The 20945-nt window shown below is 60.3% G+C and carries 18 protein-coding genes and 1 pseudogene; 18 read left to right on the plus strand and 1 reads right to left on the minus strand.

Features of this window, described 5'->3' with window-relative positions:
• From EOB36_RS10390 to EOB36_RS10415, 6 genes and pseudogenes are all read left to right on the plus strand, one after another.
• Positions 1–370 (plus strand): annotated as a pseudogene (locus EOB36_RS10390) (P-type conjugative transfer protein TrbJ); the annotation flags it as partial.
• Positions 371–403: 33 nt separating this feature from the next.
• A complete protein-coding gene (trbL, locus tag EOB36_RS10395) occupies positions 404–1726 on the plus strand; it encodes a P-type conjugative transfer protein TrbL (protein ID WP_095488542.1) in 1323 nt (440 codons plus the stop codon).
• Positions 1727–2458: a conjugal transfer protein TrbF gene (gene trbF / locus EOB36_RS10400; protein WP_029354943.1), complete on the plus strand. Its 732-nt coding sequence runs from the start codon at positions 1727–1729 to the stop codon at positions 2456–2458.
• A gap of 1 nt (position 2459) precedes the next feature.
• A complete protein-coding gene (gene trbG, locus EOB36_RS10405; RefSeq protein ID WP_164897493.1) occupies positions 2460–3473 on the plus strand; it encodes a P-type conjugative transfer protein TrbG in 1014 nt (337 codons plus the stop codon).
• 11 nt (positions 3474–3484) lie between these two features.
• Positions 3485–4699, plus strand: a complete 1215-nt coding sequence (locus tag EOB36_RS10410; RefSeq protein ID WP_095488540.1) for a TrbI/VirB10 family protein — start codon at positions 3485–3487, stop codon at positions 4697–4699.
• A 12-nt stretch (positions 4700–4711) separates the two neighbouring features.
• Complete coding sequence (locus EOB36_RS10415) at positions 4712–4954, plus strand: DUF2274 domain-containing protein (protein ID WP_029354949.1); 243 nt, start codon at positions 4712–4714, stop codon at positions 4952–4954.
• Between the two features lie 236 nt (positions 4955–5190).
• Here the strand turns inward: EOB36_RS10415 and hemN are convergent, their stop codons facing one another.
• Positions 5191–6540: an oxygen-independent coproporphyrinogen III oxidase gene (gene hemN, locus EOB36_RS10420; RefSeq protein ID WP_091595897.1), complete on the minus strand. Its 1350-nt coding sequence runs from the start codon at positions 6538–6540 to the stop codon at positions 5191–5193.
• Between the two features lie 151 nt (positions 6541–6691).
• Between hemN and EOB36_RS10425 the strand changes: the two genes are divergently transcribed.
• The 12 genes from EOB36_RS10425 (at position 6692) to EOB36_RS10480 (ending at position 20836) form a co-directional block, all read left to right on the plus strand.
• On the plus strand, positions 6692–7435 hold the full coding sequence (locus tag EOB36_RS10425) for a Crp/Fnr family transcriptional regulator (RefSeq protein WP_095488539.1): 744 nt from the start codon (positions 6692–6694) through the stop codon (positions 7433–7435).
• A gap of 501 nt (positions 7436–7936) precedes the next feature.
• Positions 7937–9556, plus strand: a complete 1620-nt coding sequence (gene ccoN, locus EOB36_RS10430; RefSeq protein ID WP_095488538.1) for a cytochrome-c oxidase, cbb3-type subunit I — start codon at positions 7937–7939, stop codon at positions 9554–9556.
• Positions 9556–10287 carry a cytochrome-c oxidase, cbb3-type subunit II gene (ccoO, locus tag EOB36_RS10435; RefSeq protein ID WP_095488537.1) on the plus strand — a complete coding sequence of 244 codons (732 nt, stop codon included), beginning with the start codon at positions 9556–9558 and terminating at the stop codon, positions 10285–10287. The genes ccoN and ccoO overlap by 1 nt, the downstream gene beginning before the upstream one ends.
• Positions 10288–10298: 11 nt before the next feature.
• Entirely contained in the window at positions 10299–10448 is a 150-nt protein-coding gene (locus EOB36_RS10440; RefSeq protein ID WP_024502864.1) for a cbb3-type cytochrome c oxidase subunit 3, read from the plus strand.
• 2 nt (positions 10449–10450) lie between these two features.
• A complete protein-coding gene (ccoP, locus tag EOB36_RS10445; RefSeq protein ID WP_095488536.1) occupies positions 10451–11314 on the plus strand; it encodes a cytochrome-c oxidase, cbb3-type subunit III in 864 nt (287 codons plus the stop codon).
• Positions 11315–11480: 166 nt separating this feature from the next.
• Entirely contained in the window at positions 11481–13040 is a 1560-nt protein-coding gene (gene ccoG, locus EOB36_RS10450) for a cytochrome c oxidase accessory protein CcoG (protein ID WP_095488560.1), read from the plus strand.
• Positions 13037–13534 (plus strand): FixH family protein, encoded by a 498-nt coding sequence (locus tag EOB36_RS10455; RefSeq protein WP_095488535.1) that lies wholly within the window; start codon positions 13037–13039, stop codon positions 13532–13534. Before ccoG ends, EOB36_RS10455 begins: the two co-directional genes overlap by 4 nt.
• Positions 13531–15819 (plus strand): cation-translocating P-type ATPase, encoded by a 2289-nt coding sequence (locus EOB36_RS10460; protein WP_095488534.1) that lies wholly within the window; start codon positions 13531–13533, stop codon positions 15817–15819. Before EOB36_RS10455 ends, EOB36_RS10460 begins: the two co-directional genes overlap by 4 nt.
• On the plus strand, positions 15816–15971 hold the full coding sequence (gene ccoS / locus EOB36_RS10465; RefSeq protein ID WP_095488533.1) for a cbb3-type cytochrome oxidase assembly protein CcoS: 156 nt from the start codon (positions 15816–15818) through the stop codon (positions 15969–15971). The genes EOB36_RS10460 and ccoS overlap by 4 nt, the downstream gene beginning before the upstream one ends.
• A gap of 704 nt (positions 15972–16675) precedes the next feature.
• The gene (locus tag EOB36_RS10470; RefSeq protein WP_095488532.1) at positions 16676–17287 is read left to right on the plus strand and encodes a hypothetical protein; all 612 of its coding nucleotides are present in this window, start codon (positions 16676–16678) and stop codon (positions 17285–17287) included.
• A 286-nt stretch (positions 17288–17573) separates the two neighbouring features.
• Positions 17574–18755, plus strand: coding sequence for a 5-demethoxyubiquinol-8 5-hydroxylase UbiM (gene ubiM / locus EOB36_RS10475; protein WP_206073007.1), 1182 nt, complete (start codon positions 17574–17576; stop codon positions 18753–18755).
• Between the two features lie 257 nt (positions 18756–19012).
• A complete protein-coding gene (locus tag EOB36_RS10480; RefSeq protein WP_245330026.1) occupies positions 19013–20836 on the plus strand; it encodes an EAL domain-containing protein in 1824 nt (607 codons plus the stop codon).
• Positions 20837–20945 lie beyond the last annotated feature (109 nt).

A 20945-nucleotide genomic window follows, 5' to 3' on the forward strand; every position in this document is an offset into this window, starting at 1 on the left:
CTACGACGCCACGATCAAGGTCAGCGATGTGGCGAGTGCTGCGCGCGAGCGTTGGCAAACCGCCATGCAGGCGTTCCGCCAGACCATGGGGGTCCAGTCGCAAATCGTCGAGAACGTCCGCGCCGACGGCGATCTGCTCGCCGATCTCGTCAACCGCAGCCAAGGGGCGGCCGGTGCGCTTCAGGCAAGCCAGGCCACCAACCAGCTGATGGCGCTTTCGACAAAGCAGCAGATGCAGATCCAGACGCTGCTCGCAACGCAGTTTCGAGCTGAGGCCGAGGATGCCGCCCGCAAGGCCCAGTCAGAGGAAGCCGCCCGCGAGATGACGAAGCGATTCTTGGGTACCGGCTCGGCTTATCCCGGCAATTAATCACGAGTTCATCACGACGAGGAAGGCAGCGGCATGAACGACCTTGGCGTCATCGATCGCTTCATGGAGACCTTCATCCGCTACATCGACAGCGGGTTCGGTCTGCTATCGGGCGACGTCGCCTTCCTCACTACCATTCTGATCGGCATTGACATCACACTTGCCGGCCTGGCGTGGGCGCTCGGCGACGAAACCAGCGTTCTCGGCCGGCCTGTCCGCAAGGTGCTCTATGTTGGCGTCTTCGCCTTCATCCTGAACAATTTCAAGAACCTCGCCGATATCGTTTATCGTTCTTTTGCCGGTCTCGGGATTAAGGCGTCGGCCGGCAATCTGTCGGCAGACAATCTCTTGCGCCCGGGCCGCATTGCCGCGACCGGTTTCGAAGGTGCTTGGCCAATGCTTGACCAAGCCAGTCAGCTCCTGGGCTTCCCGGAAATCTTCGGCAACGCACTGACCATCTTCGTGCTGCTGATGGCCTGGTTCCTGGTCATCATCGCCTTCTTCATCCTTTCCATCCAGCTTTTCATCACCATCCTTGAGTTCAAGCTCACCACGCTGGCAGGTTTTGTTTTGGTTCCATTCGCACTTTGGAACCGTTCAGCCTTCCTGGCCGAACGCGTGCTCGGCCATGTTATCTCGTCAGGCATCAAGGTGATGGTGCTCGCCGTCATTGTCGGCATCGGCTCCACGCTCTTCGGGGAGTTCGCTTCCGCATTGCAAGGCAAGGAGCCGGATCTGGCCGCTGCCATGTCCCAGGTACTGGGCGCACTGGCACTGCTTGGCCTTGGCATTTTTGGGCCGGGGATCGCGTCGGGTCTTGTCTCAGGCGCACCGCAGCTTGGCGCGGGCGCCGCCCTCGGCACGACCGCGGCGGCAGCGGGTGTATCACTCGTTGCTGGAGGCACGGCATTTTCTGGCGCGCGTATGGCAACCAGCGGCGGTCTCGCCGCCATCCGCGCCGGCACAACAATGGGATCGGCTGCTTCCACGTCCTGGCAGATCGGGCGCGCAACCTCGCCCGACGTTGGCCTCTCCGGTGTGGCTGCTGGAATGCATGGTGTAACCAGTGCCGCTGGCGGCGCCGCTATACGCGTAGCGCGATCCGCCACTGCAAGTGTTGGGCGCAACGCCGATGCCGGGCGCGATGCCGCGTGGACCGCGACCGGCGGCACGCCGACCGCGTCAATGACCGAACGCTCTGCCGGTTCGGCCACTGTTTCGGCGCCGACGTGGGCAAGGCGCCTACGTTCTGAACAGACCGCCCGTGCACATCGCCACGCTGCCATGCAAGCTGTCCGAGACGGAGACCGGCCGGGAGGCAGCGCCAACCCCTCTCTCAACGACAAGGATGACTAGATGCTCTTCAAGCGACCCGTGCACCGTTACGGCAAAACACCCGAACCGGTCACGCCCTATCAAAAAGCCGCCCAGCTGTGGGACGAGCGCATCGGCTCATCTCGACTGCAGGCCAGGAACTGGCGGCTCATGGCCCTTGGGTGCCTGGCCTTGGCGACCGGACTTTCCGGCGGACTCGTATGGCAGTCGATGCAAAGCCGTGTCGTGCCTTACGTCGTCGAGGTCGATGGCTTCGGCGAGACGCGCGCCGTCGCGCCGGCAATCCGGAATTATGAGCCCTCGGATGCTCAGATCGCCTGGCATCTCGGCCGCTTCATCCAGAATGTCCGTTCCGTTTCCACCGATCCGGTTTTGGTACGGCAGAACTGGTTGGCAGCTTACGACTTTGCTAGCGATCGCGCAGCGCTCTTCCTCAACGAATACGCCAAGGCGAACGACCCCTTCGGTCAGATCGGAACGCGCAGTGTCTCGGTACAGGTCACCAGCGTGGTCAGGGCCTCCGAAAGTTCATTCCAGGTCAAATGGACCGAGCAGGTGTTTGAGCGCGGAAGCCTTGCCAGCACGATGCGCTGGACTGCGATCCTCACGATCGTGATCCGCTCGCCAAGCAATACGGATCAGCTGCGCAAGAATCCGCTCGGCGTCTTCATCAACGCCATTGACTGGTCACGCGAGCTCGACAGCGCCGTCCCACCCCCCCTTTCTCCGACGGAGTCCACCAATGAAAGATAAAATGTCACCGATTCGTGCCGTGCTGATCCTATCGGTGTCGGCAGCGGTCGTTTCCGCTTGTGCATCGAAGAAGGTGCCGCCGCCTGAGATTTCCTATGACGCTGCTGACTTCAAACCGGCCGCGATCGAGAAGGCGCCGGAGAGGCCGATTAGAATTGTCGAGGTGCCAAAACCACTGCCGCTGCCTGGCCAATTGCAGCCCGAGCCCGGCAAGGCCGAGGACAAGCGCCCCCCTGAAGAACGCGTCGCTGATGCCAACAAAGCCGCGACCCAGCAACCCACCAAGTACGGGTATGTTAATGCCGTGCAAGTCTACCCCTTCACCGATGGCGCGCTTTATCAGCTCTATGCCGCGCCGGAGCGCGTGACCGACATCGCTCTGCAGCCGGGCGAGAAACTAACCGCCGTGTCGGCTGGCGACACCGTGCGCTGGGTCATAGGCGATACTGCAAGCGGCACCGGTGACAATCAGCGCACCCATGTTCTGGTGAAACCCTTCGCGCCGGGTCTTGCCACCAATGTCGTCATTACGACGGACCGGCGGACCTATCATTTGCAGCTTCAAAGCACCGAGAAGACAGCAATGGCGGCAATCTCCTGGACCTACAGCCAAGACCAGATCATCGCGCTTCGCCAGCGCAATGCTCAAGCCGAGGCAGTTACACCGGTCGCGTCGAATATCGCGCTCGAAAACCTTCGCTTTCGCTACTCGATCAGTGGCGACACACCGCCCTGGAGACCGACGCGAGCCTTCGACGACGGCAGCAAGGTCTATATTGAGTTCCCTCGTCGCATAGATCAGGGCGAGGCGCCACCACTCTTCATCGTCGGCGCAGATGGGAGCAGCGAGCTCGTCAACTATCGCGTGCGCGGCAACTATTACATCGTCGATCGGCTCTTCGCCGCGGCCGAACTTCGCCTCGGCACCAAGCAGCAGCAGGTGATCCGCATCAGCAGGATTGACGACAGCCAACCGCTACGGCGGATCTCGCTCTTTTCGCGTTCCAGCCGGTGAGGTGAGGGCTCATGATCGAAAATTCCCGCTCTGGCATCCCGCCGAAACTGGATCCCGAGGAACTGCAGCTTCGGGCCTCTCCCCGCCGCGTGGTGCGGTTCAGGCGCGGTGTGATCATCGCGATCGCAGCGCTCGGATCCGGCGCTGTGTTCGGCGTTGCCATGATGGCGCTCCAGGGGCCGGCCCTTCGCATCAGGGATCAGGCGGAAGATCTCTACAGCACTGAGCGCAAACCAACCGTCGAGGGACTCGATACGCTTCCCCATGACTATTCCGGCATGAAGCCGAAGTCTCCCGTCCTTGGGCCACCTTTGCCGGGCGACCTCGGTCGCCCCATCCTCGAGCGGCAGCGCCAGCTCGGCATCGTGCCGGGCCAAGACATCTCGGCCGAGGAGCAGCGTCTAGCGCAGCAGGCGATCGAAGCGCGTGAATCGCAGGTGCTTTTCCGCGTCGAAAATCGAGCTCAACAGACAGATGTCGGTGAGAGCGTGCAAACTGCTCAGCATCCATTTGAGGCACTTCCCCAATCCGAAGCAGCACGCGCGTCAGCCTCGGTGGCGCCGGCGGAAAGCGACCAGAACAATCAGCAGCGAAAGCTTGATTTCCTCAGCCAGCGGAGCACTGGCGGGATCTACAATCCGCATGCGCTGCAGACGCCGATCTCGCCGTATCAACTGATGGCTGGCAGCGTGATTGCCGCCAGCCTGATCACCGGCATCAATTCCGATTTGCCGGGCCTTGTCGTCGCGCAAGTCACCGAGAATGTGCACGACACGGTCACGGGCAACATATTGCTGATTCCGCAGGGCTCACGTCTTATCGGCGTCTACGACAGCGTCGTCGCGTTCGGGCAAAAGCGAGCGCTGCTGGTCTGGCAGCGCATTCTGCTGCCCGACGGCTCGTCGGTCGAAATCGACAATCTGCCCGCGAGCGACACCGCCGGCTACGCAGGGCTGGAAGACAAAGTCGATTTCCACACCTGGCAGCTGATCAAGGGGGTGGCGCTTGCCACATTGCTCGGTGTCGGCACGGAATTCAGCCTCGGCGAAAACGAGAGCGATCTGGTCAAGGCGATCCGGGAATCAGCCCAGCAGAACGCCAGTCGAGCCGGCCAGCGCATCACCGAAAAAAACCTCAATATCCAGCCCACCATCATCGTCCGCCCAGGTTGGCCACTGCGCGTCATCGTGCACAAGGACATCGTGCTGCGGCCATACGCGAGTTGATCAGGAGTTACCATGGCTGACCTGAAACTTGGAAAGCTTCCAGACCGAACAGCTTCGAAGATCACCATTACCGTCAGCGCGGAGCTGGGCCAAACACTCAAGGAGTATGCTGCACTTTACCGTCAGACCTATCGTCAGTCTGAAACCGTGGCAGAACTCATCCCTTTCATGCTGGCGGCGTTTCTGGAAGGCGACCGAGCCTTTGCCAAGGCCCGAAAAGAAGGTCTGCCGACGGAGCTTGCCGAAAAATCGTGACTCCTCCGCTAGAGGCAGCTGGAACATTGCCTAGCTGTCGCGGCCTACCTGCTCCTCGCGAAGCATAGGATCAAACACCTTGGAATGCAGGTATGCGTAAGAGAGGATGTGGAAGGAAATACCGCGCAACAGCCTAAGTTTGCATTTTCGATTGGATGCGGTAGTCGCCTATGAGCGGTCAAAATGAAACGCAGCTGGTTCGCGATCGACCAAACGGCGAGCGCACTGTGCTTTGCTCAGACCGCCACCGAGTGCCTCGCCGTTCCCCCTTTGAAATATGTATCGAACTTGGCCGCGATGGTTCGAACGAAGGGGCGACTTTCAGCCCGTACGACGAAACTGTCGCCATCGAATTCAAGCGCTCGGGCAGGATCGTGGAGGGCGATGGACCTTGAGCGATGAAGGAGCTTCTCGCCGGCTTTGCCGAACCGCTCCACCAGATCGACTGCCGAGAAGGCAAAATCACACATCAGCCGCTCGATTATCCAGCCACGGACGCGATCGTCGTCGGAAAGGGCAACGCCCCGGACGGCAGCCAACCCGCCATCCGCAACCATGCGCCCGTACCCGGCAGTCGAAGCCATGTTCTGCACGTAGCCTTGGCGAAAACGACCGATGGACGAAGGGCCAAGTCCGATCAGTGTCGGGCAGCGATCCTCGGTGTAGCCCTGAAAATTGCGATGCAAAACCCCTGCGCGGGCCGCTATGGCCAGCGCATCGTCGGGCTTCGCGAAATGATCGAGTCCTATTGCCTCATATCCCTTGGCGACAATTGCCCGCGCCGCGAGTTGAGATTGGGCGAAACGCTCGGTGGGACTCGGCAGCCATGCCTCGTCGATCATCGTCTGATGCTTCTTGAACCAGGGCACATGTGCGTAGCCGAACAGAGCCATCCGGTCTGGTTCCAAGGTCAGTGCCTGCGCCACCGTGGAACAGATCGTCTCGCGTGTCTGATTCGGGAGCCCGTAGAGCAGGTCCAGATTGACCGATTCAACGCCCCGCGAACGAACCCCGTCGACGACTGCCTTGGTCTGCAAAAAACTTTGCTCACGATTAATTGCTTTTTGCACTTGCGGATCGAAATCCTGCACGCCGAGGCTCGCCCGCGTTACGCCGATTTGAGCAAGCGCATCAAGGCGCGCCTTGTCCATGTCGTTGGTTCCGATTTCGATGCTGACCGTAGCATCCGGGAGAAGGTCGAAGCTGTCCCGCAAGGCCGCTCCAAGAGCAACCATGTCATCGGGCCTCAGCATCGTTGGCGAACCGCCACCGAAGTGGATTGCACGGACATGTGCCTTGCCGCTCACCAGACCGGCAATCGTGACGATTTCGGCATTCAGCGAGCGCAGATAAGCGGCCACCGGCTCATATTGGTGCGTCTGCTTGGTGTGGCAGGCGCAGAACCAGCAGAGCTTGTCGCAGTAAGGAATGTGCAAATACAGCGAGATTTCGTCGCCACTTTCCAGCGCCTCCAACCAGCCACGGTAAATGGCAGCATCGACCCCGGAATGGAAATGCGGCGCCGTCGGATAGCTGGTGTAGCGTGGGACGTTCTCGCTGAGTTTGACAGCTATTTCCGATTGCATCTCGCGTTCACCGTGTTGCCCGCCGAACACTGCACGCATCGCTGAAGCAGACCCTGATCTCGATCAGCCGCGCGCATGGACAAACCGCCGCAGGACTTCTCTACCCTGGATGGGTATCCTGCCGGCAGTTAGGATCGGGTAAAGCGAACGCATGACCTTTCGGCAAGACATTCATACTTCCGGCATTCCTGTTCTTTGCCTCCCTTGCGAGGCACGGCGTCGCGGTGTCTGCGGTGCGCTCGATCCAGACAATTTGGTTGGGCTCGCCAAGACTTGCTCGCGTCGCCGGATCGAGTCAGGAATGGAGTTGACCGGCGAGGCACAGAACGTCGACAGCTACTCGAACGTGCTTTCAGGCGTGGTAAAGCTATCAAAGAGCCTGTCGGATGGGCGCCAGCAGATCGTCGGTCTCCAGTTTGCACCGGATTTTCTGGGACGTCCTTTCAAGGTGGAAAGCTCGATCAATGCGGAAGCGGCAACAGCAGTCACGCTGTGCTCGTTTCCGCGAGCGGCCGTCGAACGGATGATGAAGGCGTCACGGGAATTCGAGCATCGCCTGCTCGAACAGACGCTGAATGAACTCGATGAGGCGCGCGAGTGGATGGTGACGCTGGGGCGCAAGACAGCTCCGGAAAAGGTGGCGAGTTTTCTCCTCATGATGGCCCGGAATATCGATTCCAGTCTCGACGCGGCTTCCAGGTCAGCGTCCTTCGATCTGCCGCTGACGCGTGCCGAAATCTCTGATTTCCTTGGAATTACCAACGAAACCGTGAGCCGCCAACTGACGCGATTGCGGGCTGACGGGGTGATTCGGATTGAGAACGCACGCCATGTGACGGTGGACAGCATAAGCCGTCTGGAGAAGCGCTGTGGCGGCGGACGCGAGCGGCCCTAAGCGGCGAGGCCCATGTCGCATGGCTCCGGGGCGGGCCGTGTTTGCCTTCTAATGCGATCTCGCCGCGCCTTCGAAGAAGCGGCGTCACGGTCGTGACAGCTTTCGGGCTTTGATAGGGACGATGACCAATCGCCAGGTGTATTTCGGCACATACCGGCGAAGCACGGTCCTTAAGCTGCCACGGCTCGGCCGAACGATCGCGTTCGTTTCCAATGGGATTCGAACAACGTTTGGTAGGGCATCGGCAATAGCATCCAACGCGTCGCAGAGCCTCAGCTTTCGCCTCAATCGATCGCGTCTGCGCCCGCCCAACCCAGGGAACGCCTCCCTTGTCCATGAGGGGGTGAGCCCGCGCTGCGTTCCTCGTTCATTCGCCACCTGCTGATTGCGCCGCCGACACAAAATCGTGCGGCCTGACATAGATCAGGGCGAGGGGGCGGCGGCTGCGCAATTAGTGCGCTGCGGATTTGGCATCCACCAGATTCGAGATCGGGATCTGCAATGAAATTCGGCACTGAGATCGTCCTTCTAAGCGTGTTCGCTTTTGCGGCCCTGGTGGCCGCCGGCTTCGGCGTGGATGAACCTTTCCGCCGACATATGTGGGTGTTGTTCTTCGCAGTGGCTGGTTTCACTGCGATCCTGTTGCGCAACACGGAGTTCAAGCCAGCAGCTCCGATCGACCCATCCGCTCACATGGACGGTCCGATCCGCTACGGCGCGATCGCCACCGTGTTCTGGGGTGTCGTCGGCATGCTGGTCGGCGTGGTGATCGCGCTTCAGCTCGCCTATCCCGATCTCAACATCCAGCCCTGGTTCAATTTCGGCCGTTTGCGGCCGCTGCATACATCCGGTGTCGTCTTCGCCTTCGGTGGCAACGCGCTGCTTTGCACGTCTCTATATGTCGTGCAGCGCACCTGCCGCGCCCGCCTCTTCGGCGGTGATCTCGCCTGGTTCGTCTTCTGGGGCTACCAGCTTTTCATCGTCATGGCCGCGACCGGCTATCTGCTCGGCATCACCGAGGGCCGCGAATACGCCGAACCCGAATGGTATGTGGATGTCTGGCTGACCATCGTCTGGGTCGCTTACCTTATCCTATTCCTTGGCACGATCCTGAAGCGCAAGGAACCGCACATCTACGTCGCCAACTGGTTCTACCTCTCCTTCATCGTGACCATCGCGATGCTGCATGTGGTCAACAACCTGTCGATGCCAGTCTCGTTCCTGGGCTCCAAGAGCTACTCCGCCTTTTCCGGTGTCCAAGATGCGCTGACGCAATGGTGGTACGGCCACAACGCGGTCGGCTTCTTCCTCACCGCCGGCTTTCTCGGCATGATGTATTACTTTGTGCCCAAGCAGGCGAACCGGCCAGTCTATTCGTACCGGCTGTCGATCGTCCATTTCTGGGCGATCATCTTTCTCTACATCTGGGCTGGCCCGCATCACCTGCACTATACCGCCTTGCCCGACTGGGCGCAGACGCTCGGCATGGCGTTCTCGATCATGCTGTGGATGCCGTCATGGGGCGGCATGATCAACGGTCTGATGACGCTGTCCGGCGCCTGGGACAAGCTGCGCACCGATCCGATCATCCGCATGATGGTGATGGCCGTCGCCTTCTATGGCATGTCGACCTTCGAAGGCCCGATCATGGCGATCAGGGCGGTTAATTCGCTGTCGCATTATACCGACTGGACCATCGGCCACGTCCATTCGGGCGCGCTCGGCTGGGTTGGCATGATCTCGTTCGGCGCAATCTACTACATGGTGCCGAAGCTCTGGAACCGTCACCGGCTCTACTCGCTGCGGCTCGTCACCTGGCACTTCTGGCTGGCGACACTCGGGATCGTCGTCTACGCCTCGGTCATGTGGGTGTCAGGCATCATGCAGGGCCTGATGTGGCGTGAATACGACCAGCAGGGCTTCCTGGTCTATTCCTTCGCCGAAACCGTCGCTGCCATGCACCCATACTACGTCATGCGCGCCATCGGTGGGGCCATGTACCTCTCCGGCGCCCTGATCATGGCCTGGAACATCACCATGACCATCCTCGGCCACCAGCGCGAGGAGGAGCCGATGCCGAGCCCCGTCGCCATCCGACCTGCGCGATCAGGAGCCAGGTGATGGGCTTGATGGACAAACACGCAATCATCGAGAAGAACGCCACGCTTCTTCTCGTTGGCTCGCTGCTCGTGGTGACGGTCGGCGGTATCGTCGAGATAGCGCCGCTCTTCTATCTCGACAATACGATCGAGAAGGTGGAAGGGATGCGCCCCTATTCGCCGCTCGAACTTGTCGGGCGCAACATCTATATGCGCGAGGGCTGCTTTCTCTGCCATAGCCAGATGATCAGGCCGTTCCGCGACGAAGTTGAGCGCTATGGCCACTACAGCCTGGCTGCCGAGTCCATGTACGATCACCCGTTCCAGTGGGGATCGAAGCGCACCGGGCCGGATCTCGCCAGGGTTGGCGACCGCTACTCGAATGCATGGCATGTCGCGCATCTTACCGACCCGCGCTCGGTGGTGCCGGAATCGATCATGCCGAGCTATGGGTTCCTGAAAGACACGCCGATCGACGTGAAGGATTTCTCGACGCATCTGATCGCCAACAGGCGTGTAGCCGTCCCTTACACCGATGACATGATCGCGCACGCCAATGCGGATTTGGCGGCGCAGGCCGATCCCAATGCCGACACATCAGGCCTTGAGGCGCGTTACCCCAAAGCCAAGATCGGCGACTTCGACGGCAACCCGCAACAGGTCACCGAAATGGATGCCCTGCTCGCCTACCTGCAGATGCTTGGCACACTGGTCGACTTCAAAAATTACGACGAAGCCGCCGGCTACCGCTGAGGAGAACGCTGATGACCTACAATTTGATGCGGGCGTTTGCCGACAGCTGGGGCCTGGTTGCGATGGCGCTGTTCTTCGTCGGGTGCATCGCCTTTGCCCTACGCCCCGGCAGCCGAAGGCTGGCCGACGAAGCTGCCCGCATTCCGCTCGAGGACGAGTGATCATGAGCGACGAGCACATCGATGAGGTCTCCGGCGTCTCAACCACCGGGCATGAATGGGACGGCATCAGGGAGCTCAACAATCCTCTGCCGCGATGGTGGGTGATTACCTTCTACGTCACCATAGCGTGGGCGCTCGTCTATACGACCGCATACCCGGCATGGCCGATGCTGACCTCGGCAACCAAGGGCATGCTCGGCTATTCAAGCCGTAAGGACGTCAAGAACGACCTTGCCGCGGCCGAGGCCGCCAATGGCAAGTATGTTGCAGCCATCCAGGCAAACAGCGTCTCGGAGATCTTGACTGACGATGACTTGCGCGAATTCGCGGTCGCTGCCGGGGCTGCCGCGTTCAAGGTCAACTGTACGCAATGCCACGGCTCCGGCGCTCAGGGATCGAAGGGCTTTCCCAACCTGAATGACGATGACTGGCTGTGGGGCGGCAGCCCCGACCAGATCCAGCAGACGATCACGCACGGCCTCCGCTTTGCTTCCGATCCGGACACGCGACTGTCAGAAATGCCGGCCTTCGGCGACATCATCGCCGCCGACCAGATCGCACAAGTCAGCGCCTACGTGGCCAGCCTTTCCGGCAAGGTCCGCGATGCAAGTCTGATCCAACCCGGCGCCAAGGTCTTTGCCGAGAACTGCGTCGCCTGTCACGGCGACAATGCAAAAGGCAACAGGGAATTCGGCGCCCCCGACCTGACCGACGCGATCTGGCTTTACGGGTCCGGCGAGACGGCCATCGCCGCCCAGGTTCGTGCGCCAAAGCAGGGTATCATGCCGGCCTGGGTTGGCCGTCTCGGCGAAATCAAGGTCAAGGAACTTGCAGTTTATGTCCATTCGCTTGGCGGCGGAGAATAGGAATGGAAGCCCTATTCTTCGGTCCCCCCTGCCAAGCGGACGAGGCCCGGCGTGAGCCGGGCCTCGACACCATTCCTAATGCGATCTGCACAACCCGCCAAGGCTGTCCTACCGCGAGGCTTTTCGACAGGTGCCCCTGACATTGGCTGGGAAAGTGGAGTTGCACGTGCGTGACAAGACGCAGTTGACACGGCTCGAAACAGAAACTGTCAATTCCGCCAAAACCCGCAAGCCCCTTTATGCCGCGCGTCAAAAGATCTTTCCGAAGCGCGCCTCGGGCAACTTTCGTCGCTTCAAATGGCTGGTGATGACGATCACCCTTGGCATCTATTACCTGGCTGCGTGGCTGCCTTGGGCTCGCGGTCCATTTGCCCCGGACCAGGCCGTGCTGCTCGATGTCGCCAATCGGCGCTTCTACTTCTTCTTCATCGAGATCTGGCCGCAGGAATTCTTCTATGTGGCCGGCCTATTGGTCATGGCCGGCGTTGGACTTTTCCTGATTACCTCGACTGTCGGCCGTGCCTGGTGCGGCTATGCATGTCCGCAGACCGTGTGGGTCGATCTGTTCCTTCTCGTTGAACGTGCGATCGAGGGGGACCGCAACGCCCGAATGAAACTTGACGCTGGTCCCTGGACCGCCCGCAAGCTGATGCTGCGCGTATCGAAGCATGCCGTCTGGCTGGTCATCGCTGCGGCGACCGGCGGCGCCTGGATTTTCTATTTCGCTGATGCACCGACACTTATGGGCGAGCTTTTCACCGGTACCGCCGCACCTGTCGCCTACATCACCATCGCCGTGTTGACGGCGACCACCTACACGTTCGGCGGCCTGATGCGCGAACAGGTCTGCACCTATATGTGCCCATGGCCGCGCATCCAGGCAGCCATGCTCGACGAGAATTCGCTCACCGTCACCTACAATGACTGGCGCGGCGAGCCGCGATCGCGCCACGCCAAGAAGGTGCAAGCCTCGGGGCAGTCCGTCGGCGACTGCGTCGACTGCAATGCCTGCGTCGCGGTCTGCCCAATGGGAATCGACATTCGCGACGGCCAGCAGCTCGAATGCATTACCTGCGCGCTGTGTATCGACGCCTGCGACGGCGTCATGGACAAGCTCGGCAAGGAGCGCGGGCTGATCTCCTACGCGACGCTCTCCGACTACAACGCCAACATGATGCTGGCGACCGCAGGCGGCTCCAGTTCAATCAATCCGTCGCTGGTCAGGACTGCTGTCGGCACCTTCTCCGATCAGGTGGCGCATTTTCACATTCGCAAGATCTTCCGGCCGCGCACCTACATCTACATGGGCCTATGGTCGCTGATCGGGCTGGGCCTGCTCTATTCGCTGCTGACGCGCGATCGGCTCGAACTGAACGTGCTGCATGACCGCAATCCGCAATTCGTCACGCTATCCGATGGCTCCATCCGCAATGGCTATACCGTGAAGCTGCTCAACATGATCCCTGAGCCAAGGACAATCGTCGTCACCATGCAGGGTCTGAAGGGTGCCGACATGGTCGTCGTCGGCGACGACATCCCGGCGGGCCGGTCTTTCGCCATCCCGGTCGAACCCGACCGCCTGAAAACGTTGAAGGTCTTCGTTCGCCAGCCCGCGGACCAGATCCACGCCCCGGCACAGACCTTCAAGTTCCGTGTCGAGGATAAGGCGAGCTTCGAGTCGAACGAATACACCGCCACATTCAACGCGCCAGAGGCCGCCAAATGACCGCCAATGCCCAAAAGCTTCGCGAATTCACCGGCAGGCACATGCTGGCCATCATTCTCACCTTCTTCGGGGTGGTCATCGCCGTCAACCTGACCATGGCCACGCTCGCCAATACGAGCTGGACCGGCCTCGTCGTCGAGAACACCTATGTGGCCAGCCAGCAATTCAACAAGGAGGCCGAGGCCGGCCGCGCCCAAGCAGCGCTCGGTTGGACCGGCAAGCTGACCATCGCATGGGGCGAAGTCCGCTACAGCCTCACCGACGCCGCCGGCAAGCCGGTTCCTCTGCACGGCGTCAAGGTGCTGTTTCGTCATCCCGCCTACGAGAAAGAGGACAAGTCCGTCACGCTCGCCCTCGCCTCCGGCCAGGAGTTCGCCGCCCAGCATATGCCGAAGGACGGCGTCTGGATCGTCGAAGTCGACGCCGATGCCGGCCTGACACGACCCTATCGCGACGTCCGCAGGATTATGATTTCCCATGGAGCGCTGCAATGAGCTGTTGTGCACCGGGCGCTGAAATGGCGCTGGATCTGAACGGCGCCACGTCGGTCCTGCCATCCAGCCAGGAGATCAGGTTGGCGAGCCGATCGCTTGGCGACAATCTTCGGCAGACCGATCTTTCAGTGCCGACGGTTCATTGCGCCGCCTGCATCCAGACGATCGAGGCGGCACTTGGAAAGCTCGATCACGTCGAAAGCGCGCGCGTCAACCTGTCGACGAAGCGGGTCGCGGTCCGGTGGCGAGGAGACGAGGTGCCACCCTTCGTCGCCGCGCTTGGCAGGCTGGGCTACGAGGCGCATCTGTTCACACCCGAGGTCGATGACAAGGACAAGACGCTTGCCGAACTGATCCGCGCCGTCGCTGTTGCCGGCTTTGCGGCGGGCAACATCATGCTGCTTTCGGTCTCTGTCTGGTCCGGCGCCGAAGGTGCTACCCGCGACCTGTTTCACTGGGTCTCGGCGCTGATCGCCATTCCTGCCCTCGCCTTCGCCGGCGGAATCTTCTTCCGTTCGGCCTGGAATGCTTTGCGCCATGGTCGCATGAATATGGACGTGCCCATCGCGGTCGGTGTTTCGCTCGCCTATGCCATGAGCCTCTATGAGACGATCAATCATGGCGACCACGCCTATTTCGACGCGTCGGTATCGCTGCTGTTCTTCCTTTTGATCGGGCGCACGCTGGATCATGTGATGCGGGAGCGTGCCCGGACTGCCGTGAAGGGCCTGTCTCAGCTGGCCGCGCGTGGCGCCATGGTGATGCGCGGCGACGGCGCGCGCGACTATCTGCCGGTCGGCGAGATCGAACCAGGCATGCGGTTGTTGATCGCGGCCGGTGAGAGGATCCCCGTCGACGGCAAGATCATCCAGGGAACGTCGGATCTCGACTGCTCGCTGGCCTCAGGCGAAAGCACGCCGAAAAACGTGGCGCCGGGCGAAGCAGTACAGGCCGGCGTGCTCAACCTTACCGGCCCGCTGACGATTGAGGCGACAGCCGCCGCAAAGGATTCGTTCCTCGCGGAAATGGTCCGGTTGATGGAGGCCGCCGAGGGCGGCCGCGCGCACTATCGCCGTATCGCCGACCGCGTTTCAGCGCTTTATGCCCCAGTGGTCCATCTCACCGCCTTTGTGACATTCCTGGGCTGGATGGCGGCGACCGGCGACTGGCATCGGGCGATGACGATCGCCATCGCCGTTCTCATCATCACATGCCCGTGCGCGCTTGGCCTCGCGGTGCCGATCGTGCAGGTGGTCGCGGCGCGGCGGCTTTTCGAGAGCGGCATCATGGTCAAGGACGGTTCGGCCATGGAGCGCCTCGCGGCGATCGATACTGCCGTGTTCGACAAGACCGGCACGCTCACGCTCGGCCAGCCCCGGCTGGTCAATGCGGACTCGATTGATCCGGCGATGCTGGCAATCGCCGCCGACATGGCTGCGCATTCCCGCCATCCGTTTTCAAAGGCCATAGCCGGTTTTGCCGCTCCTGGCGGGCAGCACAAATTCGATACTGTGACCGAGCATCCCGGGTTTGGAATCGAAGCCACTGACGCGGGAAGCACCTGGCGACTGGGTCGACGCGGATGGGCCGGCTGGAAGGCTCGAACTGGCGGTGAAGGCAAACACGGCTACGGCGGAACGGTCCTGACGAGAAACGGGATGATTGCCGCATCCTTCGTTTTCGAGGATGCGTTGCGCGCCGACGCTGGAGCGGGCATCCAACAGTTGAACGGTGACGGGGTGTCGATCGAAATGCTGTCGGGCGATACCGCCGCAGCCTGCGCCGAAGTGGCAAAGCTGCTGGATATCGACGACTTCGTTCCGTGCCTGCTGCCATCGGGCAAGGTCGAGCGCATCGAGACCCTCGCGAAAGTTGGGCACAAGGTTCTGATGGTTGGCGACGGCCTCAACGATACGCCGGCGCTGAGCGTGGCGCATGTCTCGATCGCACCGGCCACCGCCGTCGACATTGGCCGCAACGCGGCAGACTTCGTCTTCCTGCGCGAAAGCCTCCTGGCGGTGCCGCTCGCCCTGGGCGTCTCGCGCAAGGCAGGACACCTGATCCGGCAGAACATCGCAATCGCAATCGTCTACAATGCGGTGGCAGTACCAATCGCCATCCTCGGGCACGTCACGCCCTTGATAGCGGCGATTGCCATGTCTGCCTCATCGCTGCTTGTTATTGGAAACGCATTGCGCTTGCACGGCTTCATGGCGAATGCGACGGTGCAAGTTATTCAAAAAGTCAGACGCTCCGCAGTCAGCTATTCGGCACAATCCTCGTGACGACCTTACTCTATCTCATACCCGTGGCCCTTTTTCTGGGTGCATTGGGCCTGTCCGGCTTCGTCTGGGCATTGCGAAGCGGTCAATACGAAGATCTCGACGGAGCCGCCGAGCGGATACTAATTGATCGGGACGACAAACCGGAACGCTGATTTCAATCCGCTGTGCATAAGATGCGCGGATCGCGCTCGTCAGTCGAGCCGGCTCGGTCGGGAACAAGCTGTCCATGCTCCATGACCACCTTGACCTAAGCTGCGCACTACATCGATTTGTGAAAAGCCTCTGTCGTGCGAAGGACTGCCTCCCATTGCACCAATATGAGGCGGCTGATGCCACGAAAGTACCTCGCGTGGCCGACGAGAGCTTGGCAATGTGCGCACGGGTTCCAAAGTGGAACGTCGCGATCGATCACCCGACCGAGAACCGACAGTGCCGGTTGGTCATGTCTGGCTGATCCAGATCAGGGTCATACTCATCGGTGTGGTCTATAGACCAGTCTTCGAGGGAGAAATGCATGACTCACGGAAAGTTTGGTCGTCATTATCAGCACCTTCACGGTGCCGGGTTTTTCTGTCGTGTGGTCGGCTATGCCTTGTGCTTACGGCGCAGCCATTTACCTGACCAGGGTCGTGTGTATCTCGCTTGCTGGCTGGCCATCAGCGTGGCTGCGCGGAAACGGGGGCCGATCAACAGCTTTCGCCTTTGATGGGTTGTGTGCGTCGTTCCCGATCCATCCGGATTCCCGGCCCGCGCCTTGAGGCTATGCGACGGCACCGGAACTCAGCGTACGTCACGCGGTTCCGGGCGCGTGGTGTCCGCTCGTCACGACGATCAACGAACAAACGGCTGGAGTGCCATGAAAACCGTTCACATCATCGACTGCCACTACGCGAAAGACTACTACCACGACAAGCACGAGGGACCGATCCTGCAGCAGTTGTTAAAGGCTTTCAACATCCACTCGGACTATCGCATTACTTTGGACCGAAAGCATTTTCGTGAGGCTGTAGTCCAAGCGAACAAGGCGAAGTGCGACGTGCTTCACATCGCTGGGCACGGCAATGGAGACGGGATCGCTTCATCCAGTGGGCGAGGTAGCCTACTTTGGGCTGACTTCGTAGAAATGTTCCAGGGCTCGGATCCAGCGCCGAAGATCCTCGTGATGTCAACGTGCTGCGGAGCATCATCGGGGTTGGGACGTGCGTTTTCGAGATCGACCAACCGTCCGAAGTTGATCATTGGTTCGAGTGACGCGCGCTATTTCGACGACTATGTCGCCGCGTGGGCTTTGCTCTATCGGCGACTGAATTGCAAGGACATCGACATCGAAGCCATGCAGCAGGTTCTTGCGAAGATATGCGCGGTCGTGCATAAAAGTTTCCGCTACCTTGGCTGGGATGACGAGAGAGAGCGCTACGTTCGATACCCTAGCAAGAGAACCCGCTTCGACGTCGTGGAGCGTGAGTAGCTATGCGCACGGGTTCCAAGTCGAATGTGGCCATCGATGCGGCGCGGCCGTGGCTGACCAGCGTCGCGAGTGTCTCGCTTGCTGGCGGCGATCTGCGCGGCTGCGCGGCGAAAGGGCGGGTTCGGTTAGCCGCATCCACCTCTGAGCGGGTTGCGTGCTTCGTTGCCGATCCATGCGAATCCCGCGGCCCAGCGCCTTTAGGCAATGCGGCGGGCACGGAGCTCAGCGGAGGTCACTCGGCTCAGTTCCACCGTTACACGAGGATAGCCGACGGGATGGCGGCACGCTGATGGGCTCTGACGAGAATTTTGACATCGTTGTCGTTGGAGCCGGGCCGGTCGGCCTTTCGTTCGCTGCGTCGCTTGCCCAAAGCGAACTCAAGGTGGCAGTTGTTGAACAGAACACATTCTATAGTCTGGCGAATCCGGCTTTCGATGGTCGCGAAATCGCGCTGACCAACGCTTCGATCAGAACCCTTCGCGAGCTCGGCGCCTGGGATGTCATCCCGGCTTCGGACAAATCAGCACTTCAAGGCGCGCGCGTGCTCAACGGCTCGAGCGCATTCGCTCTTCGTTTCGATCCTCCCAGCAACTCTGGAGAACCGCTGGGGGTTTTGGTTCCAAATTGCCGGATCCGCGAGGCGCTGTTCAAAATCGTCCGCTTGCAGGATCGCGCCCGGCTGTTGTGCGGCCACTCGGTCGTCGATGCAACAAACAGCCAAGAAGGAGCAGTCGTAACGCTCTCTAATGGCGCGCGTTTAACTGCTCGGCTTGTTGTTGCCGCGGATTCGCGTTTGTCCGCCACGCGTGATCTGCTGGGCATCGGCGCCGATATCAACCGGCTTGGCCACTCGATGCTGATTTGCCGAGTGAGGCACGAGCGCGCCCACCACCAGATCGCCATCGAATGGTTCGATCACCATCAGACGATAGCGATATTGCCCCTCGCGGAAGGCGTGTCGTCGCTGCTGCTCACATTGCGCTCAAACGAGGCCTATAGACTGCTTGCCTTCGATGACGATTTGTTCCTGTCGGAGTTGACGAAACGGTGTCGAGGGCGCCTTGGAAAAATGACCTTGGCAAGCAAGCGCCATACCTATCCGCTGGTCACGACGTGGGCGCACAAATTCCGGGCCCCGAGCGCCGCACTCATCGGCGACGCTGCCATCGGCATGCACCCGGTGACCGCTCACGGATTCAACATCGGCCTCAGCAGCCAGAAGCAGCTCGCCCGTGGAATCATGACTGCGTGCCGCGACGGCCGCAATGTTGGCGACCCCGACATGCTGCACATATACGAAAGGCGGCTGCGCCTGTCGGCGGCGCCGCTCTACCATGCAACGAACATACTGGTTGGACTCTACTCCAGAGACCACCTGGCGGCACGGCTTGCAAGGCATCTGGGGCTTCGCTTTGCCCAACATGTTCCCCTTGTCCGGCATGGGATTTCGGCGGAGCTCCAGCGGTGATACTGCACCAGCAGTTGCATTTTTGCGCGATGTGCTGGGCGAGCGATGCGAGAGAGTGCATCATGCGCCGGAGTAATCCTGCTCCCGACGCTGATCTCCGATTGAAGAATTAACCCGTCCTTCAGGGGGGCTGCGTAGGCTGCGGACAAGCAGGAGTAAGCAAGCTGACCCGTCCAGCCCTGGAAAAAGAAGATCCGCTGGAGGCGAGAATCCTTCAGGACCAGCTCGCTGATCTGAGGGCAGGCCTTTTCGTCTCAATGCCGATAAGCATTGTGCTGTCCGGGCTGATTTTGACCGTGCAGGCCCTTTCCGGGAACGGTCTTGCTGGCGCGGCCTGGTTTTCGGTCGTTAATGCGATAAATGCCGCCCGCCTTGCACTCGCCCGTCATCAGCTGAAGGAACCCGGAGTCCAGGATGATCTGACACGGGTTTGGCTGCGGCTTCGCTGGTTTGGCAGGCTTGCTCTTCTGGCGGGATTCACCTGGTCATTCCTTGCCGTCCTAACGGCTGGGTACACTACGTCTCAAGCATCGCTGCATCTAATAATTCTGGCGGGCATTTCAGCTGGCGCGGTCACGTACGGCAGCTCATATGCTGCGGCAGCGATATACTTCATCACACCGCCACTCCTCATTGCCGCCGCATGCTTGCTGACGAAGGGAACCCTGGAAAACTACATTCTGGCTTTTGCCGTCCTGCTTTTCGAGGGCGGCCTGGTTCGAGCCTCGTTCGTTGGACAAGCGCGCTTCCGTGACGCGAGCCGCCTGAGACATCAAGCCGAGCGGCTTGCCGCGGAAATGGAGCGCAATTCCAGGGAGGACCATCTTACCGCGCTCCTCAACAGGCGCGGCCTCGAACATGCAATCGATCAGTTTGAGAACACTGATGGGCCCTTTGTCGCCATGCTGATTGATCTGGATGGGTTCAAATCTGTCAACGATACCTACGGTCACAGAACGGGTGACGAGCTGCTTGTCAGGATCGCCCGCCGAATAGAGGAAGAAGCACCGGAGGGCTCAACGCTCGCCCGCATCGGTGGGGATGAATTCGTGCTGATTTTTTCTTCGCGAAAGAATTCTCCTTCTCCCACCAATCTCGCGTCCAATCTCATAGCCAAGCTTGCTCGCCCCTATCCTGGGATCGCATCGGTCCGCATTGGAGCGTCTATAGGAATCTACTTGGCTGAAAACCCCGGACTAACGGAAATGTTGTTGCGGGCCGACATCGCCCTTTACACAGCTAAGCGCCGCGGCAGGAATGAATTTTGTCTGTTCGATGCCGAGCTAGCCCGGGAACTGCAACGCCGCCAGTCAATCGAACGCGATCTTCATTCGGCGATAACGATGAGAAGCTTGGTCCCTTGGTTCCAGCCAATCGTAAGACTCGAAACTGAAGCCGTCGTCGGTTTTGAAGCCTTGCTAAGGTGGTCTCACCCGCTTCACGGTCCCATTTCTCCGCCCGAGATCATGACAGCGGCACGCGAAACTGGAATGCTTCAGCTGCTAACTCAAACGGTATTCGCCGACTGTTGCGCTCTTATCGAGGGCTTGGTCAAAGCTGACTGTCGTGATGTTCGTGTGGCGATGAATGTTTCACCGCGCGAATTGGAAGCTGGCGATATTGACGACATGATTCTTAATGGTCTGGCGGCAAAAGACCTCCCTGCAACGATGTTCGATATCGAGATTACCGAAGAAGGCCCAGTGGATCCGGACAGAGTGGATGAAAAGCTCGGCCGGCTTTCACATGCTGGCATTTCTATCGCGCTCGATGACTTCGGCACCGGTTTTTCGACGTTGGCATCGCTCAAGGACAGTCGGATCAGGAAGGTGAAAATAGACCAGGGCTTCATTCGCGGCTTAGCCAAGTCCCGGGAGGATCGGCTGCTTGTCAAAGCGGTGATTGATCTTGGTAGGACGCTCGGGATCGAGGTCATGGCCGAGGGCGTTGAAACAGAGGCAGATCGGCAAACTCTGTACAAGCTTGGCTGCAGAACCGCGCAGGGCTTCCTGTTCTCTAAGGCAGTGCCTCTCCATCTGGCACTTGATTCGGTAGTAAAAGAGCACGCGAAGGAGTTGTGACCGGCCTCTCCGTCCGTGCTGCTCGCGGAACTTTCATGTGGGGTGGACCTGGCGCGCGAAAGCCGTTTCGGACGGTAGAGTTATTGCGGGGGCGGAACTGAGCACGTGG

It is taken from the genome of Mesorhizobium sp. M6A.T.Cr.TU.017.01.1.1, assembly GCF_004023115.1.
Lineage (GTDB): Bacteria > Pseudomonadota > Alphaproteobacteria > Rhizobiales > Rhizobiaceae > Mesorhizobium > Mesorhizobium mediterraneum.